This window comes from Sulfitobacter sp. SK012, assembly GCF_003352085.1.
Taxonomy (GTDB): domain Bacteria; phylum Pseudomonadota; class Alphaproteobacteria; order Rhodobacterales; family Rhodobacteraceae; genus Sulfitobacter.
Window position 1 is genome coordinate 840,667 of record NZ_CP025804.1, and the last position, 20,751, is coordinate 861,417.

At 56.4% G+C, this 20,751-nt stretch carries 24 protein-coding genes; 15 read left to right on the top strand and 9 right to left on the bottom strand.

Features of this window, described 5'->3' with window-relative positions:
• Positions 1-11 precede the first annotated feature (11 nt).
• From C1J03_RS04225 to C1J03_RS04250, 6 genes are read left to right on the top strand one after another with little or no spacing between them, the layout of a single operon-like run.
• Positions 12-899, top strand: coding sequence for a formate dehydrogenase accessory sulfurtransferase FdhD (locus C1J03_RS04225; RefSeq protein WP_114884034.1), 888 nt, complete (start codon positions 12-14; stop codon positions 897-899).
• The gene (locus C1J03_RS04230) at positions 896-1,195 is read left to right on the top strand and encodes a hypothetical protein (protein WP_114884036.1); all 300 of its coding nucleotides are present in this window, start codon (positions 896-898) and stop codon (positions 1,193-1,195) included. The genes C1J03_RS04225 and C1J03_RS04230 overlap by 4 nt, the downstream gene beginning before the upstream one ends.
• Positions 1,192-1,794 (top strand): molybdenum cofactor guanylyltransferase MobA, encoded by a 603-nt coding sequence (gene mobA, locus C1J03_RS04235; RefSeq protein ID WP_114884038.1) that lies wholly within the window; start codon positions 1,192-1,194, stop codon positions 1,792-1,794. Before C1J03_RS04230 ends, mobA begins: the two co-directional genes overlap by 4 nt.
• On the top strand, positions 1,791-2,282 hold the full coding sequence (gene mobB, locus C1J03_RS04240) for a molybdopterin-guanine dinucleotide biosynthesis protein B (RefSeq protein WP_114884040.1): 492 nt from the start codon (positions 1,791-1,793) through the stop codon (positions 2,280-2,282). The genes mobA and mobB overlap by 4 nt, the downstream gene beginning before the upstream one ends.
• Positions 2,279-4,345 (top strand): molybdopterin-binding protein, encoded by a 2,067-nt coding sequence (locus tag C1J03_RS04245; protein WP_114884042.1) that lies wholly within the window; start codon positions 2,279-2,281, stop codon positions 4,343-4,345. Before mobB ends, C1J03_RS04245 begins: the two co-directional genes overlap by 4 nt.
• 51 nt (positions 4,346-4,396) lie before the next feature.
• A complete protein-coding gene (locus C1J03_RS04250; protein WP_162798442.1) occupies positions 4,397-4,663 on the top strand; it encodes a hypothetical protein in 267 nt (88 codons plus the stop codon).
• Positions 4,664-4,667: 4 nt separating this feature from the next.
• Here C1J03_RS04250 and C1J03_RS04255 read toward each other — a convergent pair whose 3' ends face one another.
• The 3 genes from C1J03_RS04255 to C1J03_RS04265 form a co-directional block, all read right to left on the bottom strand.
• Positions 4,668-5,726, bottom strand: a complete 1,059-nt coding sequence (locus tag C1J03_RS04255; RefSeq protein ID WP_114884046.1) for a hypothetical protein — start codon at positions 5,724-5,726, stop codon at positions 4,668-4,670.
• Between the two features lie 24 nt (positions 5,727-5,750).
• Entirely contained in the window at positions 5,751-6,221 is a 471-nt protein-coding gene (gene greA / locus C1J03_RS04260; RefSeq protein WP_114884048.1) for a transcription elongation factor GreA, read from the bottom strand.
• Positions 6,222-6,354: 133 nt separating this feature from the next.
• Positions 6,355-6,735: a VOC family protein gene (locus C1J03_RS04265; protein WP_114884050.1), complete on the bottom strand. Its 381-nt coding sequence runs from the start codon at positions 6,733-6,735 to the stop codon at positions 6,355-6,357.
• Between the two features lie 89 nt (positions 6,736-6,824).
• On the opposite strand from C1J03_RS04265, the gene soxR reads away from it, so the two are divergent.
• The 5 genes from soxR (at position 6,825) to C1J03_RS04290 (ending at position 12,566) form a co-directional block, all read left to right on the top strand.
• The gene (soxR, locus tag C1J03_RS04270; protein ID WP_114884052.1) at positions 6,825-7,277 is read left to right on the top strand and encodes a redox-sensitive transcriptional activator SoxR; all 453 of its coding nucleotides are present in this window, start codon (positions 6,825-6,827) and stop codon (positions 7,275-7,277) included.
• A gap of 103 nt (positions 7,278-7,380) precedes the next feature.
• Entirely contained in the window at positions 7,381-8,169 is a 789-nt protein-coding gene (locus tag C1J03_RS04275; protein WP_114884054.1) for a DUF2927 domain-containing protein, read from the top strand.
• A 138-nt stretch (positions 8,170-8,307) separates the two neighbouring features.
• Positions 8,308-9,957, top strand: coding sequence for an electron transfer flavoprotein-ubiquinone oxidoreductase (locus C1J03_RS04280; protein ID WP_114884056.1), 1,650 nt, complete (start codon positions 8,308-8,310; stop codon positions 9,955-9,957).
• 100 nt (positions 9,958-10,057) lie between these two features.
• Positions 10,058-11,776: a tetratricopeptide repeat protein gene (locus C1J03_RS04285; RefSeq protein ID WP_114884059.1), complete on the top strand. Its 1,719-nt coding sequence runs from the start codon at positions 10,058-10,060 to the stop codon at positions 11,774-11,776.
• Positions 11,766-12,566 carry a 4-(cytidine 5'-diphospho)-2-C-methyl-D-erythritol kinase gene (locus C1J03_RS04290; RefSeq protein WP_114884061.1) on the top strand — a complete coding sequence of 267 codons (801 nt, stop codon included), beginning with the start codon at positions 11,766-11,768 and terminating at the stop codon, positions 12,564-12,566. The genes C1J03_RS04285 and C1J03_RS04290 overlap by 11 nt, the downstream gene beginning before the upstream one ends.
• Here C1J03_RS04290 and C1J03_RS04295 read toward each other — a convergent pair.
• Positions 12,559-13,557 (bottom strand): polyprenyl synthetase family protein, encoded by a 999-nt coding sequence (locus C1J03_RS04295; protein ID WP_114884063.1) that lies wholly within the window; start codon positions 13,555-13,557, stop codon positions 12,559-12,561. The two genes, C1J03_RS04290 and C1J03_RS04295, sit on opposite strands and share 8 nt — an antisense overlap.
• Before the next feature lie 58 nt (positions 13,558-13,615).
• On the opposite strand from C1J03_RS04295, the gene C1J03_RS04300 reads away from it, so the two are divergent.
• From C1J03_RS04300 to C1J03_RS04310, 3 genes are all read left to right on the top strand, one after another.
• The gene (locus tag C1J03_RS04300; protein WP_114884065.1) at positions 13,616-13,831 is read left to right on the top strand and encodes a putative signal transducing protein; all 216 of its coding nucleotides are present in this window, start codon (positions 13,616-13,618) and stop codon (positions 13,829-13,831) included.
• Positions 13,828-14,559 carry a tRNA1(Val) (adenine(37)-N6)-methyltransferase gene (locus C1J03_RS04305; RefSeq protein ID WP_114884067.1) on the top strand — a complete coding sequence of 244 codons (732 nt, stop codon included), beginning with the start codon at positions 13,828-13,830 and terminating at the stop codon, positions 14,557-14,559. Before C1J03_RS04300 ends, C1J03_RS04305 begins: the two co-directional genes overlap by 4 nt.
• A gap of 111 nt (positions 14,560-14,670) precedes the next feature.
• Entirely contained in the window at positions 14,671-14,835 is a 165-nt protein-coding gene (locus C1J03_RS04310) for a YdcH family protein (RefSeq protein WP_114884069.1), read from the top strand.
• A 3-nt stretch (positions 14,836-14,838) separates the two neighbouring features.
• Here C1J03_RS04310 and yddG read toward each other — a convergent pair whose 3' ends face one another.
• From yddG to C1J03_RS04335, 5 genes are all read right to left on the bottom strand, one after another.
• On the bottom strand, positions 14,839-15,702 hold the full coding sequence (gene yddG, locus C1J03_RS04315) for an aromatic amino acid exporter YddG (protein WP_114884071.1): 864 nt from the start codon (positions 15,700-15,702) through the stop codon (positions 14,839-14,841).
• Positions 15,699-16,637 (bottom strand): transcriptional regulator GcvA, encoded by a 939-nt coding sequence (locus tag C1J03_RS04320; RefSeq protein ID WP_114884073.1) that lies wholly within the window; start codon positions 16,635-16,637, stop codon positions 15,699-15,701. The genes yddG and C1J03_RS04320 overlap by 4 nt, the downstream gene beginning before the upstream one ends.
• Positions 16,638-16,955: 318 nt before the next feature.
• Positions 16,956-17,678 carry an acetoacetyl-CoA reductase gene (gene phbB, locus C1J03_RS04325; RefSeq protein WP_114884075.1) on the bottom strand — a complete coding sequence of 241 codons (723 nt, stop codon included), beginning with the start codon at positions 17,676-17,678 and terminating at the stop codon, positions 16,956-16,958.
• 73 nt (positions 17,679-17,751) lie between these two features.
• Positions 17,752-18,927, bottom strand: coding sequence for an acetyl-CoA C-acetyltransferase (locus C1J03_RS04330; protein ID WP_114884077.1), 1,176 nt, complete (start codon positions 18,925-18,927; stop codon positions 17,752-17,754).
• A 170-nt stretch (positions 18,928-19,097) separates the two neighbouring features.
• Entirely contained in the window at positions 19,098-19,943 is an 846-nt protein-coding gene (locus C1J03_RS04335; RefSeq protein WP_254694171.1) for an EAL domain-containing protein, read from the bottom strand.
• A gap of 126 nt (positions 19,944-20,069) precedes the next feature.
• On the opposite strand from C1J03_RS04335, the gene C1J03_RS04340 reads away from it, so the two are divergent.
• On the top strand, positions 20,070-20,645 hold the full coding sequence (locus C1J03_RS04340; protein WP_114884081.1) for a DNA-3-methyladenine glycosylase I: 576 nt from the start codon (positions 20,070-20,072) through the stop codon (positions 20,643-20,645).
• The last annotated feature ends 106 nt before the right edge of the window (positions 20,646-20,751 follow it).

A 20,751-nucleotide genomic window follows, 5' to 3' on the forward strand; every position in this document is an offset into this window, starting at 1 on the left:
GTCCGGAGGGGATGCAATTGGCTCGATACGACGATCTTGACGGATACATCATTGCGCCTGATCCCGCAGCGACGCGGTTGACGCGTTTGGTGCAGGGTGTTGATCATTTAGGGGCCAAGACAGACATCCGTGTTGTCGAAGAGCGCCCCCTGACGATTTTTCTGAACGCGCAGGAAATCGTGACCGCGATGACTATTGGCGACTATCCCGACTATCTTGCGCTTGGGTTTCTGCGCAATCAGGGGATGTTGCAGGACAGCGACGTGATCAAGGGCGTCGATTATGACGAAGAGTTAGAAACCGTGGTTGTCCGCACCGAGCGCGCCACGGACTACGAGGACAAGATGCGCCGTAAAACGCGGACCAGCGGATGTGCTGTTGGCACCGTATTCGGCGATATGATGGAGGGACTAGAAGGTGTGCAGCTGGCCGCAAGTCCGGTCCGGACATCATGCCTTTATGCCTTGTCAGCGCGGATCAATCGGACGCCGAGCCTTTATCTGGAGGCGGGGGCGATCCATGGCACGGTGCTGTGTCAGGGGGATCAGCCGCTGGTTTATATGGAAGACGTGGGCCGCCATAATGCCGTCGACAAGATCGCCGGTTGGATGCTGGCGACGGGCACTAGAGCTGATGACAAAATCCTTTACACGACCGGGCGGCTTACCTCCGAGATGGTGATCAAGACGGCGATGATGGGCATTCCGGTGTTGGCGTCGCGGTCTGGTTTCACCGCGTGGGGCGTAGAAATCGCGCAATCTGTGGGGTTGACGTTGATTGGTCGGATGCGGGGACAGCGGTTTGTTTGCCTTGCGGGCGAAGACCGTCTGATCCGGGACGCGGACCCGACCGCAATCAAAGATGAACCAAGCAAGAGCGGGCGCAAGGGTGCTGCATGAGTGACGTCGTTCAAATGCGCGGCACCGTCCGAACCGAGATGTTGCAACGCGTGATGCTGAGTTGGGCGTGTCCACATCGTGGTCTCCGCCAAAAGCCGATCCGCGCTGCTTTGTTTATGCTTGTCTGGACCGCTTTCGGTGTGATGGTTGATCTCGACATGGCGGGGCTTAAATTCTGGATAGGCCCGGTAACTGCGCTGTTTTTATGCGTCGCTTCTTGTCTGATCTCGTGGTTTTCGGCCATTGAGGTTTTCGACGAATTGATGGGACAGCAGGGCGAAGGTGAGGCCACATGAAACAACCTCTCGGTGTGATCCTCGCTGGCGGCCAGGCCACGCGTATGGGGGGGGGCGATAAGGGCCTGCTGCGATTGGGCGGTCAGACTTTATTGGCCCGTGTGATCGATCGGCTGGAGCCGCAAGTGGCGGGTCTTGCCTTGAATGCGAATGGTGACGCGGACCGTTTTGCGGAATTTGGACTGCCTGTGATTGGCGACAGCATTGAAGGCTTTGCTGGACCGTTGGCCGGGGTTTTAGCGGGGCTTGATTGGGCCGCGACACAAGGGGCAGATGCGATTGTGACTGCCGCTGCGGATACGCCTTTTTTCCCCTGTGATCTTGTCCCGCAGTTGCTGGCTGCTTCAGAGGGGCGATTGCATCCCTTAGCGCTCGCCGCGACTCCTCATCCTACACGGGGAACCGCGCGACATCCGACCTTTGGTCTTTGGCCTGTTGCTTTGCGCAATGATCTGCGCGCGGCGCTGCAGTGCGGTTTGCGCAAAGTTGTCCTGTGGAGCGATACCCATAACGGCGCAGAGGCGGTATTCCCTGAGGAAGCCGCATTTTTCAATGTGAATACCCCCGACGATCTGGCCCATGCAGAGGCGATGTTATGAGAATTTATGGTGTCGTTGGTTGGAAGAACGCTGGCAAAACCGGGCTGATGGAACGCCTTGTTACCGAAATTACCGGGCGTGGTTTGAGCGTATCCACAGTCAAACACGCACATCACAGCTTTGACGTCGACCACCCCGGCAAGGACAGCTTTCGCCACCGCACTGCTGGGGCGACCGAAGTGTTGCTGGCTTCGCGGAACCGATTTGCGCTGATGCATGAGATGAAGGGCGAAGATGAGCCAACTTTGGACGTGCTTCTGGGCAAGCTCGCACCCGTCGATCTGGTATTGATCGAAGGCTACAAGCGCGATGCTCACCCCAAGATCGAGGCGTATCGTGCTGAAACGGGCAATCCGTTAATTGGGACGGATGATCCCACGGTGCGCGCAATGGCAAGTGATACGGAAATCACGTTTGATCGGCCCGTATTTGAGTTGGATGATACTGTGGCGATTGCGGATTTCATTCTGGCTGAGGTTGGATTGTGAAACCGTTTGATACGGTTTTGATTGTCGATTGGTCGGGTGGCAACGACACGGGGCCCAAGCCACGCAAGGACGCGATATGGGCCGGCGTGGTGCGCAACGGTGTCGCAGATGCGCCCGTTTACCTTCGCAATAGGGTCGCGGCAGAAATCTGGATCGCAGCGTTTCTTGAAGTGGAGATCGCTGCTGGGCGGCGGGTGTTTGCTGGATTCGATTTCTCCTTTGGATATCCTGTTGGCTTTGCGAAGGCTTTGACCGGGCAGGATGATCCGTTGGTGGTTTGGGATTGGTTCGAAGCGCGGATTGAGGATGCGCCTGAGACCAACAACCGCTTTGATCTGGCCGGAGAGATTAACAGCACGATGGGAGGCAAAGGGCCGTTCTGGGCGAACGGGCTTGGCCGGGATATCGACGGCTTGCCGCGACGCAAAGATCATTATTACAACCCGTTTCCAGATCGCCGCGAGGCTGAGCAGCAGGCCAAAGGTACGTTCACTTGCTGGCAAATGGCGGGTGCCGGAGCGGTGGGCAGTCAGACGTTTATGGGCCTGCCGGTGTTGGCGCGTCTGCGCCGCCAGTTTGCAAAACAGGTGCGCGTTTGGCCATTTGAACCGCTTCATCGTGACGTCGCTTTTGTTGAAATCTGGCCATCGTTGACCGTCGGGCCAGCTCCTGAGGGGCAGATCAAAGATAGTTGGCAGGTGTCAGAACTTGCATCACAAATCGCTGCTCTCGACGCAGATGACCTGGGCGGGATGTTGGATGTCGAAGCGCCGCGAGAAGGGGCCATTTTCGGAGTCGGGTTTGAGGATGCGCTTCGGGGTGGGCTGCGCCTGAGAAATGATTGTTTTGCCCTGCCGCGTGGTGTGCATTGGACACCCGTCGATGACGCGCTGGATCTTTTGCAAGGCCGGCTGCGTGTTGTCGTTCGAGAAGAAAAAATCACGCTGAGCGCGGCGCTTGGACGGGTTAGTTCCCATGCGGTTGAAGCGAAGCGCGCAAACCCGCCTTTGGCGAACACGGCGGTGGATGGCTACGGTTTTGCTGGCGGGCGTGGACCCAGCGCGCATCAAATTCCATTGGTATCTGGTCGTGCTGCTGCGGGCGATGCGCCGGGCGCAGTGCCGGACGGCCAGGCGATCCGAGTGCTGACCGGTGCTGCGTTGCCTGAAGGCGTTGATACGGTGATTTTGCAAGAAGATGTCACGGTGAGCGACGGAGCAATTTGTTTTACTGGCCCACTAAAACAGGGCGCGAATACTCGACGTGCGGGCGAGGATGTCGGCGCTGGTGATCAGGTTCTGGCGGCAGGGCGGCGAATCACAGCGTCAGACCTTGCCCTGCTCGCGGCGACGGATGTGTCTGAGATCGTCGTGCGTGTTCCCTTGCGGGTGGGAGTATTGTCCACAGGCGATGAGTTGGTCGAGCCCGGAGAGATCGCGCACCCCGGTCAGATATATGACGCAAACCGACCAATGCTGTTAGGGCTTTTGGCGCAGATGGGCCATGACCCTGTCGATCTTGGGCGCGCGCCTGATAACCGAGATACCCTGCGGCACATGCTGGATGATGCCGCGGGAAAAGTGGATGCGATCTTGACCAGTGGTGGTGCGTCTGCCGGGGATGAAGACCACGTGTCGGCACTGCTGAGCGAGGCTGGTGCGATGACATTATGGCGCATCGCGATCAAGCCAGGGCGGCCGCTTGCGCTTGGGGTGTGGGACGGTATTCCGGTGTTTGGATTGCCGGGAAACCCTGTTGCAGCGATGGTTTGTACGCTCCTCTTTACGCGACCAGCGCTGGCTGTAATGGCAGGCGAGGACTGGCCCAGCCCACAAGGGTTCGATGTGCCAGCCGCATTTGAAAAACGAAAAAAACCGGGGCGCCGCGAGTATCTGCGTGCACGGATGCGCGACGGCAAGATTGAGGCTTTTCCATCTGAAGGGTCAGGACGTATTAGCGGCCTTAGTTGGGCCGAAGGGTTGGTCGAGCTATCGGAAGAAGCTCGGGACATTGCTCCCGGCGACATGGTTCGTTTCATCCCATACGCGTCGTTTGGAATTTGAATCCAAAGCACGCCAAATGCATGGTCTTAGGTGCAAAGCGACGGGGCTTTGGTGTCTTGGCGCGTTTTGCCGCCGCCGGACGTTTCAACGCCACCTTTGTTGAGGGGGCACCGCGCGATCGTATTGCGTGTCGCGTTAGAATCGGCCGAGGCTGTGTTTTCCATTGATTCCGATGATCGCCTGACCACGTCCGATCTGGGTCAGATCAGGGTGACAGGCGGCGAAATGGCAGGGGCAGCGGCAATGTTTGAATTGGCAGATGGGACGACGCAAAAAACAGTTTTTGATGCGCAGAACGCGGCGCAAACTTGCGGTTAGTGCATTAGTCGAACGTTCCTGCTATCCGGCCCAGTAACATAAAGGCGCGTGCCGTACGGGTATCGGCCAAAGCAGAAATTTCCCCGTCAGACGCGTCTTTTTCGAAATCGGCAAACAGGCGGTCAAAGCGGCGCAAAAAGTGATGTGCAGCGTCGCGAAAAATTGGATCTTCCTTCATGCGGCCCGCGGTCAGGGCCAGCGAAGAACGATCTCGTATCCCGCCTAATGCAGCGATTGTGCGGCCACGGGCCCCTTGGCCGAACTGGCGCCATACTTCGGGGCGGGCGCGGTCGGGGCGCAGGTCATCCATATAGATGCCTTCTTGGCTCAGTAGGGTCAGCACGTCTTGCGCGGCTTGGATAAGTTGAGCGGCGCTTCGGTCTTTGAGGGCGCGACGTAGGGCGGCAAACCCAACTTCATCTTCGGCAGTTTCAGGGAAATTGAGTGCGCGGATCAAGTCATCGGTCGCCAAAGGCAGCGCAATGTCGGCGCTTTGCGTGCCAAGTGCTAGTGCAGGTTGATCATCACGTGGAGGTGCATCGGCCGCGGGGGCCGGGGACGGGCGCACAGGCTCCTCTCGCCGACTTTGGAACGTTGCAAGTGCCGTCTCTGTTTTACGAGTGGCGGCAGCGATCTCATCAAGCTTGCGGCTCACGGATGGTTCGGTGCGGAGGTTTTGCCCCTGTTGCTGGGAAATATATGCGTGGCGGATGGCGTCGATTGCTGCCTGTAAACGTTGGCTTTCTTCGCGCATCACACGGCTGGCGCGGGCGGCCGTTGCCGCAACCCAGATCATCGCGACAGGCATAAAGATTGCCAACATCGTCATCAAGAACCGCAAGGGGCCCTGACCAACAGGAGCAGGTTCTTGGGGGATGAAGATAAAAAAGATCGCCGTACCAAGAAGCCAAATGGCGGATAGGGCAAGGGCCACCACCTCGATTGCGGAGATGCCGTCGGATCTTGCCTTGTCGTAGATGCCCAAAGGCGTCGGCCGCGAGGCAGCATTTGATTGCTGCGCCGCGTCAGCGCCGCTGGCTTGGTTTTGGTCGATGTCAGTCATGTCGTTTGCTCCGCGCCGGTAATATCAGGCGTAAACGATTTTCAGGACCTCGTAGGATTTAATGCCGCCGGGGGTGCGGACTTCGACGCTGTCGCCTTCGTCCTTGCCAATAAGAGCGCGGGCGATCGGCGATTTGATGTTCAAAAGCCCGTCTTCGATTTTGGCTTCATACTCGCCAACGATTTGATAGGTTTTTTCCTCGTCAGTGTCTTCGTCCACTACTGTCACGAGCGCGCCGAACTTGATGGTGCCCGAAAGTTTGGCCGGATCGATAACGTCTGCGAGGGAAATTGCACCCTCAAGCTCTTTGACGCGCCCCTCAATAAAGGACTGCTTTTCTTTCGCTGAGTGGTATTCCGCGTTCTCTGACAGGTCGCCATGTTCGCGCGCCTCTGCAATCGCCTTAATAATCGAAGGACGTTCGACAGTTTTCAGATGCTTCAATTCGGTTTCAAGCGCTGTAGCGCCTGAGCGGGTCATCGGGATCTTTTCCATGTCAGCCTGTTCGCGGTATGCAAGGCGCGCCCCGGTGGGGACCGGGACGCGCGATTTCGGTTGATAGATACCTGACCCAATTGGGCCGCCAATTGCAAGGGGGGATGGGCGAAGGTCTGCGCATCAACCTGTGTCAGATGTATTGAACGACCTCGTATTCGATCCCATCTGCGTCGTGGAAATAGAACCGTTTGCCGGGCTCATAATCTGCATGATTGCCGGTTTTGAAGCCTTTGGCGATCACCGCACGTTCAGTCGCATCAAGGTCTTCGACCACCACAGCGATGTGATTTAGCCCACCCGTGGTGAGATAAGTGTTGGCTTCCTTGGCGGTTTGCGCACCCGGAGAGTAGAGGGCGACATAGTGGCTGTCAGTACCGACGTGTTTTGTGTGGCCGCCAGCCATGGCGTCACCTTCCCAGCGTAGGTGCCATCCAAAAATATCTGCCATCCATGCGGCCGTCGCGGCGGGGTCTGAAACGGTGTAGTTGGCGTGTTCAAGCATTGCGGGCATTGGTGTTCCTTTCACATTCAATCTGTTGACCACATCAGTTCTAATTTCTAAACCTAACTTGAGGTCAAGGTATTTCTTTGGGGAAATTTATGGCGGTAAATGATGGGCTTTCAATCGGCGCGCTGGCACGGCGCACGGGTCTTGCGGTGTCTGCAATCCGGTATTATGAGGCGCAGGGATTGATCAAACCTTGGCGCAATGGTGGGGGACAGCGGAGATTTGAGCGCGCGGATTTGCGGCGGCTCAGCTTTGTGATGATCGCCCAGCAGTTTGGATTTACCCTGCCGCAGATCAAGGCCGAACTGGACCTTCTGCCGGGCGGGCGCACACCAACCAAGGCGGATTGGGCGCGGATCAGCGAAGGGTTTCGCGCAGCCCTTGATAGCCGCATCGCCACGCTCACAAAGCTGCGCGACAATCTGGACGGCTGCATCGGTTGCGGTTGCTTAAGCCTTGAAGCCTGTGCGCTTTATAACCCAGTGGACAAGGCAGCGACCAAGGGGCCGGGGCCGCGATATTTGATGGGCGACAGCCCGGAATGACGCAGAGCGTTAAGTCACGAAACATGTCGAATTGTGGCGAAGCGTGATTTGACTTGAGCCACCAGGATCGGTTCAGTGGATAAAAGTGCCTTTGGAGGGCTTCATGCGAAAATCGATGCTGGCATTGTCGGCAGCTTTGACCTTGGGCTTAGGGTTAAGCCTCGGGGGCGCACGCGCGGCTGATGAAATCTCAGACGCGACGATGATCCTTAATGCCAAGTCGAATACCATCAAGAAATGGCACTACAGCCCGCGATTTGTTGTTGTGCACGACCGGCCTGTGGACCGCGAAGCATTTGCAGATGTGGCGGAATTTATCCGCGACACCACCGGGCTTGCGATGGACCCCCCGGATTTTGTGCACCTTGCGAGCGATACTTTGGCGGACCGGTTCTACACCGAGTCGCATTACGCGCCGCGCCGAACGGATGCTGGGCGTATGACGTCGGATCTGTTGATCGCAGGGCACGAAGATCTCAACCTAACGGCCAACGTCTTTGTGTTCATGGTTTCGCCGCCGCTCGCGTCCCATTTGATGTTGCTGACGGCGTGGGGGCGGTCGTCTTCGAACTTGCCACGTGCTTATGCGCAGGGCAGTGGGCCGTGTTATTTCAACGTCTTATCGAACGCGGACAGCATCCATTTTGGCACCATTGTGATTTCACCCGACATTGCGCCCACCATGCAGGCGTCCTGCATCTATGAGGAAATGACACAGGCCATGGGTCTGATGAATGACGCACAAAATTCGCCGTTCTTTACCTATGACAACTTGGATGAAGATAAACCGCGCACCTATGACCGCCGGTTGTTGGCGGCGCTTTACAACGCGGATGTGACAAATGGTGATGCGGTGGAAAAAGTTCTGGGGATTTACGCCAAGCAGCATTAACAGCTTTGCACGGCCGTTACAGATCCTCTTGTTTTGCGTGGCCATATTCCCCTATTTTCACCCAACGTCCCGATTGCAATGCGGGGTTCTGTGGTTTAGCCACATTTAACTGTTTTTTCCCCGAAAAGGATCGCTTACATGGCCGAGATTGAACGCGAAGCAATGGAATATGACGTTGTAATCGTTGGGGCCGGGCCTGCCGGCCTTTCGGCTGCGATCCGGCTCAAGCAATTGGATGGAGATTGCAATGTGGTCGTGCTGGAAAAAGGTTCTGAGGTTGGCGCACATATCCTCTCGGGCGCGGTGCTGGACACCTGCGGCCTTGATGCGTTGATGCCCGACTGGAAAGAAAAAGGCGCGCCGATCACGGTGCCTGTCAAAAAAGACAACTTTTACATGTTGGGCGAAGCGGGACAGATACGCATTCCCAATTTCCCAATGCCGCCGTTGATGAACAACCACGGCAACTACATTGTCTCGATGGGCAATGTGTGTCGCTGGATGGCAGAACAAGCCGAAGAAATGGGCGTCGAGATATTCCCCGGCATGTCGTGTTCTGAAATCGTTTATGGCGACAAAGGCGAAGTCAAAGGCGTCGTTGCTGGTGAGATGGGCTTGGGGGCGGATGGCAAGCCCGGACCAAACTATGAGCCCGGCATGGAATTGCACGGGAAGTATGTGTTCTTGGGCGAGGGCGTGCGGGGCAGCCTTTCAAAGCAGGTGATCGAAAAATTCGATCTGGCGAAAGGCAAAGAGGTCCAGAAATACGGTCTGGGCATGAAAGAAATTTGGGAAATCGACCCTGCAAAGCACAAAGAAGGCACCGTGACCCACACGATGGGTTGGCCTTTGGGCAAGAACGCCGGGGGCGGATCCTTTATCTATCACCTTGATAACAATCAAGTATACGTGGGTTTCGTGGTGCATTTGGGCTATAAGAACCCTCATCTGTTTCCTTACATGGAATTCCAACGCTTTAAGCATCACCCGATGATTGCTGACTTGCTGGAGGGTGGCAAACGCGTGGCGTATGGCGCGCGTGCAATCACAGAAGGTGGCTATCAGTCGATGCCCAAAATGGTGGCACCCGGTGTGGCGCTGTTGGGTTGTTCGGTTGGGATGGTCAACGTCCCGCGCATCAAGGGTAACCACAACGCGATGCTGTCTGGCAAAGCGGCGGCAGAGGCTGCAATGGCTGCGATCAAGGCCGATCGTGCGGGCGATGAGCTAAATGATTATGAGGTCGACGTTCGCACAGGGTCCATTGGCGATGACCTCAAGAAAGTCCGCAATGTTAAACCGCTTTGGTCCAAATACGGGATGACGGCTTCGCTCGCTTTGGGTGGTATGGACATGTGGACCAACACTCTGGGCTTTTCATTGTTGGGCACGTTGCCGCATGGCAAATCAGATGCTGAAGTGACTGAAAAAGCCAGCATGCACAAAAAGATAGACTACCCCAAGCCCGACGGAAAACTGTCATTCGATCGGCTGACCAATGTCGCTTTCAGTTTTACCAATCACGAAGAAAGCCAGCCTGCGCATCTGACGCTCAAGGACCCGAAGGTTCCTGTGGATGTCAATCTGGCGGAGTATGCAGGGCCGTCCGCGCGGTACTGTCCGGCTGGGGTTTATGAGTTTGTAGAGGAGGCTGGCAAAGAACCGCGTTTTGTCATCAACTTCCAAAACTGTGTGCATTGTAAGACCTGTGATATCAAAGACCCAAGCCAGAACATCGTCTGGACCACGCCGCAGGGCGGAGATGGGCCAAACTACCCGAATATGTGATCGCAGACGGCGCTCCTTTGCTGATGCAAAAGGAGCGCCAGCATTGCGTCACGGGGGATACATCAGTAGCGTGTTCTCAAAAGAGTAGAGGCAGGCAAACATGCATTTTCTGAAGAAATCGACCCGTATCGCCCTCGTGGCATTGGGCATATCATTTGCAGTTCCGGCAGCGGCGCAATCGCTTGCTGGTGATTACCTTGCAGCGCGCCATGCGGCGGCCCGCAATGACTACGGCGCGGCGGCGCGGTATTTCTCTGAGGCGCTAGCGCAAGACCCGGCCAACGCAGAGCTGATGGAAAACGCGGCCCTGTCTTACTTGTCACTTGGCCTTGTTGATCAAGCGATCCCTCTGGCGCAGGCTTTGGAAGAAACCGGCCAGCGCAGTCAGGGCGGACGTCTTATCCTGACAGCAGGCCTGATCAATGCGGGCGACTATGCGGCCCTTCAAAATCGCGAAATGGACACCCAAGGGATTGGTCCTTGGGTTGATGGTTTGGTCAAAGCGTGGAGCTTTATTGGTTCGGGTGACGTGCCTGCAGCACTTGCGGTGTTTGACGGATTGTCAGCCGAAGCGGGGATGCAAGGATTTGTGCAGTATCACAAGGCTTTGGCACTCGCGAGTGTCGGGCAATATGCCGAAGCAGAAGCTTTGTTTGCAGCTGGTGCTCCAGGTCGGGCAGCCAACACGCGGCGCGGCGTAATGGCGCGCACCGAGATACTGTCTCAGCTAGGGCGCAACGAGGACGCCTTGATAGCGATCCGTCAGAATTTTGGGGATGCGACGGATCCAGAGCTGGATACGATGATCGCCAAGCTTGAGGCAGATGAAACCGTGCCATTTACCCATATCACTTCAGCCAGAGACGGTCTGGCAGAGGTGTTCTTTACGTTCGGCGCTGTGCTGCGTTCTGAGCAGGCGGGCGACTATTACACCATGCTATACGCGCGGACTGCACGGTACTTGCGCCCTGATCACGTTGATGCGCTTTTGTTGACGGCGGACTTACTGGAGTCGCTCGGACAGTATGAGTTGGCGATTGAAGAATACAAAGCCGTTCCCGCAGGCAGTCCAGCTTACCACGCAGCAGAGCTGGGGCGTGCTGACGGGTTGCGCCGTCTTGATAAACCTACGCAGGCCATTGAGGTGCTGGAGCAGCTGACGCGCAGCCACGGTAATCTGGCGGTAGTGCATTCCACGCTTGGCGACTTACTGCGTGGCCAAGATGATTTCGACGCAGCGATCCTGTCTTACAACCGCGCGCTTGAGCTTACACCCGAAGGGGCACGCGCCCGCTGGCGGTTGTTTTATTCGCGTGGCATTGCCGAGGAACGTTCAGGAAATTGGACAAACTCGGAGGCGGATTTCCGAGCGTCGTTGGCGTTAAATCCAAATCAACCTCAGGTGCTCAACTATCTGGGCTATTCACTGGTGGAGCAGAACGTAAAACTCGATGAAGCGCTTGAGATGATCGAGCGTGCGGTCGCGGCTGCTCCTGACAGTGGCTATATTGTGGATTCGCTTGGTTGGGCGTATTACCGTCTGGGTCGCTATGAAGAAGCCGTTGTGCAGATGGAGCGCGCGGTCGAACTGATCGCTGTCGATCCGGTGGTCAATGACCATCTGGGGGATGTCTATTGGGCCGTGGACCGCAAGCGTGAGGCGCAGTTCCAGTGGAGCCGTGCCTTGTCGCTTGCCAAAACACCAGACACCGATAGTGAGGTTGATCCCGACCGTATCCGTGCAAAGCTGGCGGATGGATTGGACAAAGTTCTGGCTGATGAAGGTGCGCCGCCCCTCAAGGTTGCAGATGACAAATGAGGCGTTTGCGCCGGCTAAGATCAACCTAACCCTGCACGTCACGGGCCAACGACCCGATGGCTACCATCTGCTTGATTCTTTGGTTGTTTTTGCAGATATCGGCGATCGACTATGGTTCGAACAAGGACCGGAATTGTCGCTGGAAGTGACAGGCCCTTTTGCCAAGGGGGTCCCCTGCGACGCCCGTAATCTCGTTTGGCAGGCCGCATTTCAAGCGGGGTGGTCAGGTCAAATCACGCTCGAAAAAAACCTACCACATGGGGCTGGTATTGGCGGTGGATCAGCAGATGCTGCTGCGGTGCTGCGAAGCTTGGACGCGCCACAACACGCACTTTGTCTTGGGGCAGATGTGCCGGTATGCCTGTCGACGTTTCCGCAGCGGATGTCAGGCATCGGTGAGCAACTTTGCCCTGTTCCAGACCTTCCAGAAATGTGGGTTGTTCTGGTTAATCCAGGTGTCCATGTCCCAACACCGCAGGTCTTCGCAGGGCTTGCGTCAAAACAAAACCCGGCAATGCCCGATTCGCTTGAGGGCTGGCAATCTGTTCAAACATTTGCCACTTGGCTCGCGCATCAGCGCAATGATTTGCAAGCGGTGGCCCAAACCCAAACACCGGAAATATCAGAGGTGTTATCAGCACTGGGGGACGCGCTGATTGCGCGGATGTCAGGTTCGGGTGCCACATGCTTTGGGGTCTATTCAAGCGCTGCCATGGCCCGCCTGGCGGCTGAAAAGATACGCAAGCAACACAGCGATTGGTGGGTCGCTGACGGCAAAGTCCTTAGTTAATCCGACTAACCACGTAGTCTGCCAAATCATGCAGCATGTTTTTCAGCTCATGATCCGGGAGGCCAGACAAAGCGTCTTTTGCTTTTTCGGCCCATGCAACGGCATCATTTTTCGTTTCAGCCATTGTGCCGTGCTTATTCAAAAGCGCCATCGCGTGATCCAGATCACCATCGCCTTGGCGGCCTTTCTCGATCGTGCGGCTCCAGAACGCGCGCTCTTCGGCGTCTGCTTTTGCGACGGCTTTGATGACAGGCAAGGTCAGCTTGCGCTCGCGGAAATCATCGCCAATATTTTTGCCGGTCGCGCTGGCATCACCTTGATAATCCAGCAAATCATCCACAATCTGGAATGCGATGCCAAGCGCATCACCATAGTCAAAAAGCGCACGCACATGGGCTTCGGGCGCGTCTGCGATCACACCGCCCACTTCGGTCGCCGCTGAAAACAGCGCTGCGGTTTTGCCGCGGACAACCTGTAGATAGATATCTTCATCGGTCGCCAAGTTCTGCGCTGCGGTCAGCTGCAAGACTTCGCCTTCGGCAATGGTGGCCGATGCATTGGCCAAGATCGACAGGACTGCCATCGACCCGGTTTCGGTCATCAATTGAAAGCTACGAGAGAATAGGTAATCGCCGACCAGAACGGAGGATTTGTTGTCCCACAATAGGTTTGCCGTCGGCCGCCCGCGCCGCTGCGCGCTCTCATCGACCACGTCGTCATGCAGAAGGGTCGCGGTGTGAATAAACTCGACCGTGGCGGCCAAATGGATGTGGTAGGGCCCGCTGTAGCCACACAGATGGGCCGCCGCGAGTGTCAGCATCGGACGCAATCGCTTGCCGCCCGCCTCGACCAGATGCGCCGTCACTTCTGGGATGCGTGGGGCATGTCGGGAGGCCATTTTTTCACGGATAAGTTCGTTAACCGCGTCAAGGTCGGTGGCCAGCCACTCTGCCAATTGGTCATGTGGTTTTTGCGTCGCGTCGGCTTTCATTGCTTTGTCTTTGCCCCCAAGCCTCGACATTTCGGGCGATCTGCCCTTACACACTGATATGAAGGAACTTTTGCGCAGCACCGATCCAACGATCATTGCCTTTGCTACCGCCCTCTTACAGGGCGAGGATATAGCCTGCTTCGATCTCGACGTAAACATGAGCGTGCTTGAAGGAGGCATCGGGATTTTCCCACGCCGACTGATGGTTCGGGAGGATGATCTGACCGCTGCCCAGCGCGTCATGCGGGACAATGAGATTCCGCACGGGCGTTGAGCGATTTAACCCATGACGCGTTTCTGGGCGGGTTGTTGCATTTGTGGCAACCGCGCACTGGCTACCGTGCTGGGGTTGATCCGGTCCTGCTTTCCGCGAGTGTCAAAGCACATGCCGGCCAACGCGTGCTTGAGCTGGGCTGTGGCGTGGGCGCTGCAATTTTGTGTCTTGGCGCACGTGTGCCCGGTCTTTTGCTGACGGGGGTTGAGCGAGATGCGAGTTATGCCGCCCTTGCCGTACGCAATTCGGATGCTCTTGAGGTGTTCACCTGCGACATCACGGGGATGCCGGCAGATCTGCGGCAGCGACAATTCGATCACGTGTTGGCCAACCCACCTTATTATGATCGTGCCGCGTCTGTCGCCGCACGTAACCCTGCGCGGGAAGGGGCCTTGGGCGAGGACACACCGTTGGCAGAATGGGTGCAAATCGCAGCCAAAAGACTTGCCCCAAAAGGATACGCGCATTTTATTCACCGCGCCGAGCGCTTGCCCGACATTTTTGCGGCCCTGCCCAGTGGGATGGGGTCAGTCGAAGTTTTACCAATCAGCCCCCGTGCAGGACGCGCGGCAGAACTGGTTCTGGTGCGGGCGCGCAAGAACGGGCGCGCGGCATTTCGACTGCATCCACAATTGGTTATGCATCGAGACGACGTTCACCAGGACGGCGACCGCTATGTCGACAGCGTACGTGCGGTGCTGCGCGGCGGAAAAGCCCTTGAGTTCTGAGTAAGTATTAACCGTTTGGTAACTGTTCACGCCATTATGCTGCGGTGCTGCGTGACTTCGGACAGCGAGTGTGATTCACTAAGCAGGCAACTTAACCAGCAGGAGGAATGTATGGCTCTTACCGCACATCTTGAGACGTTGAAGAAGAAGCACAGGGATATGAGTGAGGCTGTCGAGGCAGCTCAACGCGCTCCCGGGGTGGACGATCTAAGCGTCGCCACGATGAAAAAAGAAAAACTCCGATTGAAAGAAGAAATCACGCGATTATCGCAATAGCGATCAAGGCTTAAAGCTGGCGCGCGCAGCGATCAACGCGCCGCCGGTAACCAAAAGCGCCGCCCAAAGCAGGGTCATGCTGGGGGCGGCCACTCCGAAAACCACCAAAACAAGCGTAGATAACAGAGGTGCCGCGTAAGAGCTGGTGCCCAGCAACTGAATGTCGCCCTGCTTGACGCCAATATCCCAAACATAAAATGCAAGCCCAACTGGCCCAAGCCCGAGCCCTGTAATAGCGGCCCAGCCTAGTGTCGTGGTGGGCAGTATCGTCTGCTCAAACAGCAGATGCAGCGGTAGGGACAGCAGCGCTGACCCGAGGCAAAACACTGCTACGCTGGCTGTTGGCGCATCGCCGACCCTGCGAGACAGCACGGAATAGGTGGCCCATGTGACGGCCGCGACAAGCGCGAGGCCGTAGCCCGGCAGGTTATCCGCAGACAGGCCAGCGCCGCCGCCCGATATAATGAGAGCCGCCCCGCAAAACCCGACTATGGCCCCAATTACATGGCCTGCCCGAAGCCGTTCGCCTGGCAACAAGCCGGAAAAGACGACGATAAGCAATGGCCAAAGATACGCAATCAGCCCGGCCTCCGCGGCAGGCGCCAACCGTAGAGCGGAGAAATACAGTAGGTGGTAACCAAAAAGCCCAAGAGTACCAAAGAGATAGACACGCGGATTTACGTTGCGCAGCTGGCTCAGTGTGCCGGTTGAAATGGCCCAGATCAGCCCGACGGTTCCGCCGATGCCAAAGCAAATCGTATTGAGTAAGAGGGGCGGAGTGGGCTGAGAGCCCACGGTGAAGAGAGCGAGCAACGACCACAGCAACACTGCTATAAATCCGATTGCGGTGGCGCGGATGCGGGTCATGATGTCTCGGATCTGATGATGGTAAACTGGTCGCTCAAATGCACTGTCTTTTCGATCTCGGCAAGCATCCAGTCACGAAAAGCAGCAATCTGGGGGCGTTTTTCTGCGCCTTCGCGACATAGAAACCGAAAACGTGCGCCTGTTGCGATGGCAATGCCGTAAGGGGCCACGAGCCGGCCATCTGCAAGGTCTTTGATGACCAACGCGCGGCGGCCCAAAACCACACCAACGCCGGCGAGGGCCGCGTCGATTGCATGGTCGGCCTGAGAAAACCTTGGCCCGTGCAACGGCTCAAATGGGGTGCCGACCTGATCAAACCACACACTCCAATTTACGGGTGGTGACAGAAAATTGATCGAATCGTCAAAGATAAAGGGTGCGGCCTTGAGGCTTTCAATTGTGGGAAACTGCGACGCCAAATTAGGCGTCATGACGGGCGTCACCCATTCTTCGGCCAGGGGCAGTGTGTAATGGCCTGGATCGGTTTTTGCGGCAAATCTAATTGCGACATCGATATTGTCGCGGTCGAAATCCATCCGGCGCAGGGACGCCGAAAACCGCAGCTCAATTTCGGGGTGTTGTTGGGCAAATTCATAAAGCCGGGGGGCCAGCCATTTGGCGGTAAAGGCTGGCCCTGCCGTTACGGTCAGCGTTTGAGTGTCTTGCGTGCGTTGGGCTGCGCGCCAACCGCGGGCGAGGGTTTGGAACCCTTCGGCGGCCGAGGGCGCGAGCGCCTCTCCGGCTTCGGTTAACTCGACCGCACGATTGAGGCGGCGAAAGAGGGCTGTGCCCAGATGCTCTTCTAGGGATTTAATCTGAAAGCTGAGCGCGGCGGGTGTCACATTCAGCTCATCCGCAGCCTTGGCGAAAGACATATGGCGCGCCGCAGCGTCAAAGGCCCGCAGCGCGGTGAGGGGAGGGAGGCGATCAGACATGTCAGTTAAGTATATCTTATGTGAAGGGGTGAAAAGTCTCGTTTGTAGCTATGAGACAAAAGAACCATATTGGTGTCAGATAAGAAACACCAAACAATGATTGCCAAAAAGGACTGTGTAGATGTTTGAAGCAACCACAAACCCCGCCGCCCGTGCTGCCATGAACGCCGCCCACGCTGAACGCGGACGTGCTGTGTCTGGTTTCTGGAACTGGCTTTTTGGCACGGTTTCCCGCTGAGCGTCTGCAGCGCCTCTTACGGGATAAAAAAGGGCCGGTTGTGATCAACCGGCCCTTTTGCTTTTAGAATGTAGCGTAAATCAGACGAAGAATTGTGCTCCGTTGGCAGAGATCGTCGAGCCATTGATAAAGCCGCTATCGTCAGAGGCGAGGAATGCAACGCAGCGTGCGATTTCTTCGGGGTTGCCCAAACGGCCCGTTGGGATCTGAGCGATGATACTCTCGCGTACTTTCTCTGGCACGGCCATTACCATGTCGGTGCCAATATAGCCGGGGCAGATCGCGTTGGCTGTGATGCCGGCGCGCGCGCCTTCTTGAGCCAGTGATTTCACGATACCCAAATCGCCGGCCTTGGTTGCCGCGTAGTTCACTTGTGCGAACTGGCCTTTCTGGCCGTTGATCGATGAAATCACGATGACGCGGCCAAATTTGCGTTCCCGCATGCCGGGCCAGATTGGGTGGACCGTGTTAAAGACGCCGGTCAAATTCGTGTCGATGACTTCTTTCCACTGTTCGGGCGTCATTTTGTGGAACGGCGCATCGCGGGTGATCCCGGCATTGGCGACGACGATTTCGATAGGGCCAAGCTCTGCTTCGACCATTTCAATGCCGGCCTTGCTTTCTTCGTAGCTGGCAACGTTCCATTTGAACGTTTTGATACCAGTTTCCTTAGTGAAAGCTGCAGCGGCTTCATCGTTGCCTGCATAGGTTGCGGCAACTGTGCAGCCTTCAGCCTTCAGTTTGGATGAAATTGCAGCACCGATTCCTCGACTGCCTCCGGTAACAAGTGCGACACGCGACATAATTTTCTCCTGCGGGTAATGTTATTGCTTCATTTTGTTCGAGTGCGCAATTAAATTGCGCGCCCGATTTGGTTTACGGCCGCTCGAGGCACATAGCAACACCCATGCCGCCACCAATGCACAAAGTAGCGAGACCTTTTTTCGCGCCGCGACGCTGCATTTCGAACAAGAGGGTGTTGAGGATGCGCGCGCCGGAGGCACCGATGGGGTGACCAATCGCAATGGCACCGCCATTGACGTTTACGACCGCAGGGTCCCAACCCATGTCTTTGTTGACTGCACAGGCTTGCGCAGCAAACGCTTCGTTGGCTTCAACAAGGTCGAGATCTTCGGCCTTCCAGCCGGCCTTTTCCAACGCCTTGCGGCTGGCATAGATCGGGCCCACGCCCATGATGGCTGGGTCCAGACCGGCGGTTGCATAGGATGCGATGCGGGCCAATGGCGTGATGCCACGCTTTTCGGCTTCGTCCGCACTCATCATCAGTGCACCCGCCGCGCCATCATTTAGGCCAGACGCATTGGCGGCCGTTACAGAGCCGTCCTTTGCGAACGCGGGGCGCAGTTTTTGCATGGCTTCCATCGTTGCGCCGTGGCGGATGTATTCATCTGCGTCGACAACAATATCGCCTTTGCGGTTCTTCACGGTGTACGGCATGATTTCATCCGCAAATTTCCCGGCTTTTTGCGCGGCTTCGGCTTTGTTTTGCGAAGCGACAGCGAACTCGTCCTGCTGTTCGCGACTAATCTGCCATTTCTGAGCAACGTTTTCGGCAGTCTGGCCCATATGATAGCCGTTGAACGCATCCCACAAGCCGTCTTTGATCATGGTGTCGATGAATTGCAGATCACCCATCTTTTGACCTGCGCGCAGGGCTTGGGCATGCGGGCTCATGGTCATGTTTTCTTGACCACCGGCAGCAACGATGCTGGCATCGCCAAGCTGAATATGTTGGGCGGCAAGTGCGACCGCGCGCAACCCAGAGCCGCAAACTTGGTTGATCGACCAAGCGGCAGCTTCTTGCGGCAGGCCTGCATTGATATGGGCTTGACGGGCAGGGTTCTGTCCTTGTGCTGCGGTCAGCACTTGTCCCAAAATTGTTTCTGACACTTCAGAGGGGTCGATGCCCGCACGCGCAACAATCTCTTTGAGAACGGCAGCACCCAAATCATGCGCTGGGATGTTGGAAAAAGAGCCGCCGAAACTGCCGACGGCAGTCCGCGCAGCGGAGGCGATCACGACATTGGTCATGGGGGTATTCCTCTAGCGTTGTATGGCCGGGGAACATGCTGTGACGCGCAGCAGTTGGTTAACGCCAGTGTTCCCCAGACTCAACTTTGGCCATATCGCATTTGATTTGGCGCAGCAACTCACAGGCTGATTGGGGCCAAGTGCCGGTGGCAAGTTAGTGCTGACAGGTCTTACTGACCTGCCGCTCGCATGGAGGTATCGCGCATCCAGCTCGGGCGCGTCGTGGGTGCCGCAAAGAAATAGCCCTGCAGGCAATCTACGCCAAGTTCGGTCAGCATCACGGCATCCTCGTGACACTCTACGCACTCCGCAACTGTCAGCATGTCAAAGTGTTGCGCAATCGAAATGAGCGCCTTGGTGAGCGCCTGATTGTCGGGGTTGCCCGCAATACCTTGAATGAACTGACCATCAATCTTGAGCATGTCGAACAGAAAATCCTTAAAGTAGCGAATTGCTGTTTGGCCGGACCCGAAGTCATCCATGGCAAAGCAGATACCTTTTGGCTGCAACCGGTCCATGAAATCTACGACCAGCTCCGGCACATGCATGGCCGAGCTTTCGGTGATTTCCAGGATTAGGCGCTCCCCGATAGCAGTATTGCGATTGAGTGCGCGATTGAGCGTGTTGTTCCAAGGCTGATATCCAATCGAGCGCGCCGACATGTTAATCGACAAGCGCAGATTGGGATTGTTGTTGAGGGCCCTTAATCCCATGCGCAAGGCCAGCACGTCGATCTCGCGGCCGGCTTCGGTGTTTTCCACTTCAGGCATGAAATCTTTGGCGGGAATGACGCGGCCAGATGGGTCTAGCACACGGATCAACCCTTCATAAAAAGCGACTACTTTTTGGTTATCGGTGCGCATGACCGGCTGGTATGCCAGCAATGTCTGCTTGTGCTTGATAGCGTCTGCGACACATTCCAACGTGGTCTTTTCAATCTGCCCGACCGCATAATTTAGCGGATTGTCCGACCCCGAAATGACGGGAACGCGTTTGTAGTGAAATGGGCGGGCCACGGCAGAATCCTTATCAGCTAAACACCTAGCCATTCTTCTACCTTGGAGCCTAAGGGGAGGTTAATCTTCTCTTTTTGTTCTAATTTGACTAAACCGGAAAATATGAGCAATTGAGAAAGGTCTGGGATGGAGCGTTGCAACTGGGCGGGGATTGAACCGATCTATACGACCTATCACGACACGGAGTGGGGCGTGCCCGAATGGGACAGCCGGGCTTTGTGGGAAAAGCTCATTCTTGATGGCTTTCAGGCGGGGCTAAGTTGGATCACGATCTTAAAGAAGCGAGACAATTTCCGCGATGCATTTCAGGGATTTGATCCGCATGTCATCGCAGGTTGGGGCGAAGAAGATGTCCTGCGTCTGCTTGGCAATTCTGGCATTGTTCGTCACCGCGGCAAGATTGAGGCCGCCATTCACAACGCACGCGCTTGGCAAGAGATCGAGGCGCGCGAGGGTTTTGACAACTTCATGTGGCGATATGTGGATGGCGCGCCGTTGCAAAACCGGTTCGCGACGCAAACCGACGTGCCCCCACAAACGCCGCTATCTGTTCAAGTTTCGAAGGATTTAAAGAAAAATGGATTTAAGTTCTGCGGCCCCACAATTGTCTACGCGTGGATGGAGGCCTGCGGGCTGGTTAATGACCACATCCTAACGTGCCACCGCCATGCTGAATGTGCATCGATGGCGAAAAAGGGCTGAGACTAGAGCGTTTAGACGGAAAAAACCGCTGCCTATATGCGCCCAACCCTAGATTGTGGGCGAATGCGACGAAAACCGTTGTCAGAAGCAGATGCCAGCTTGCATA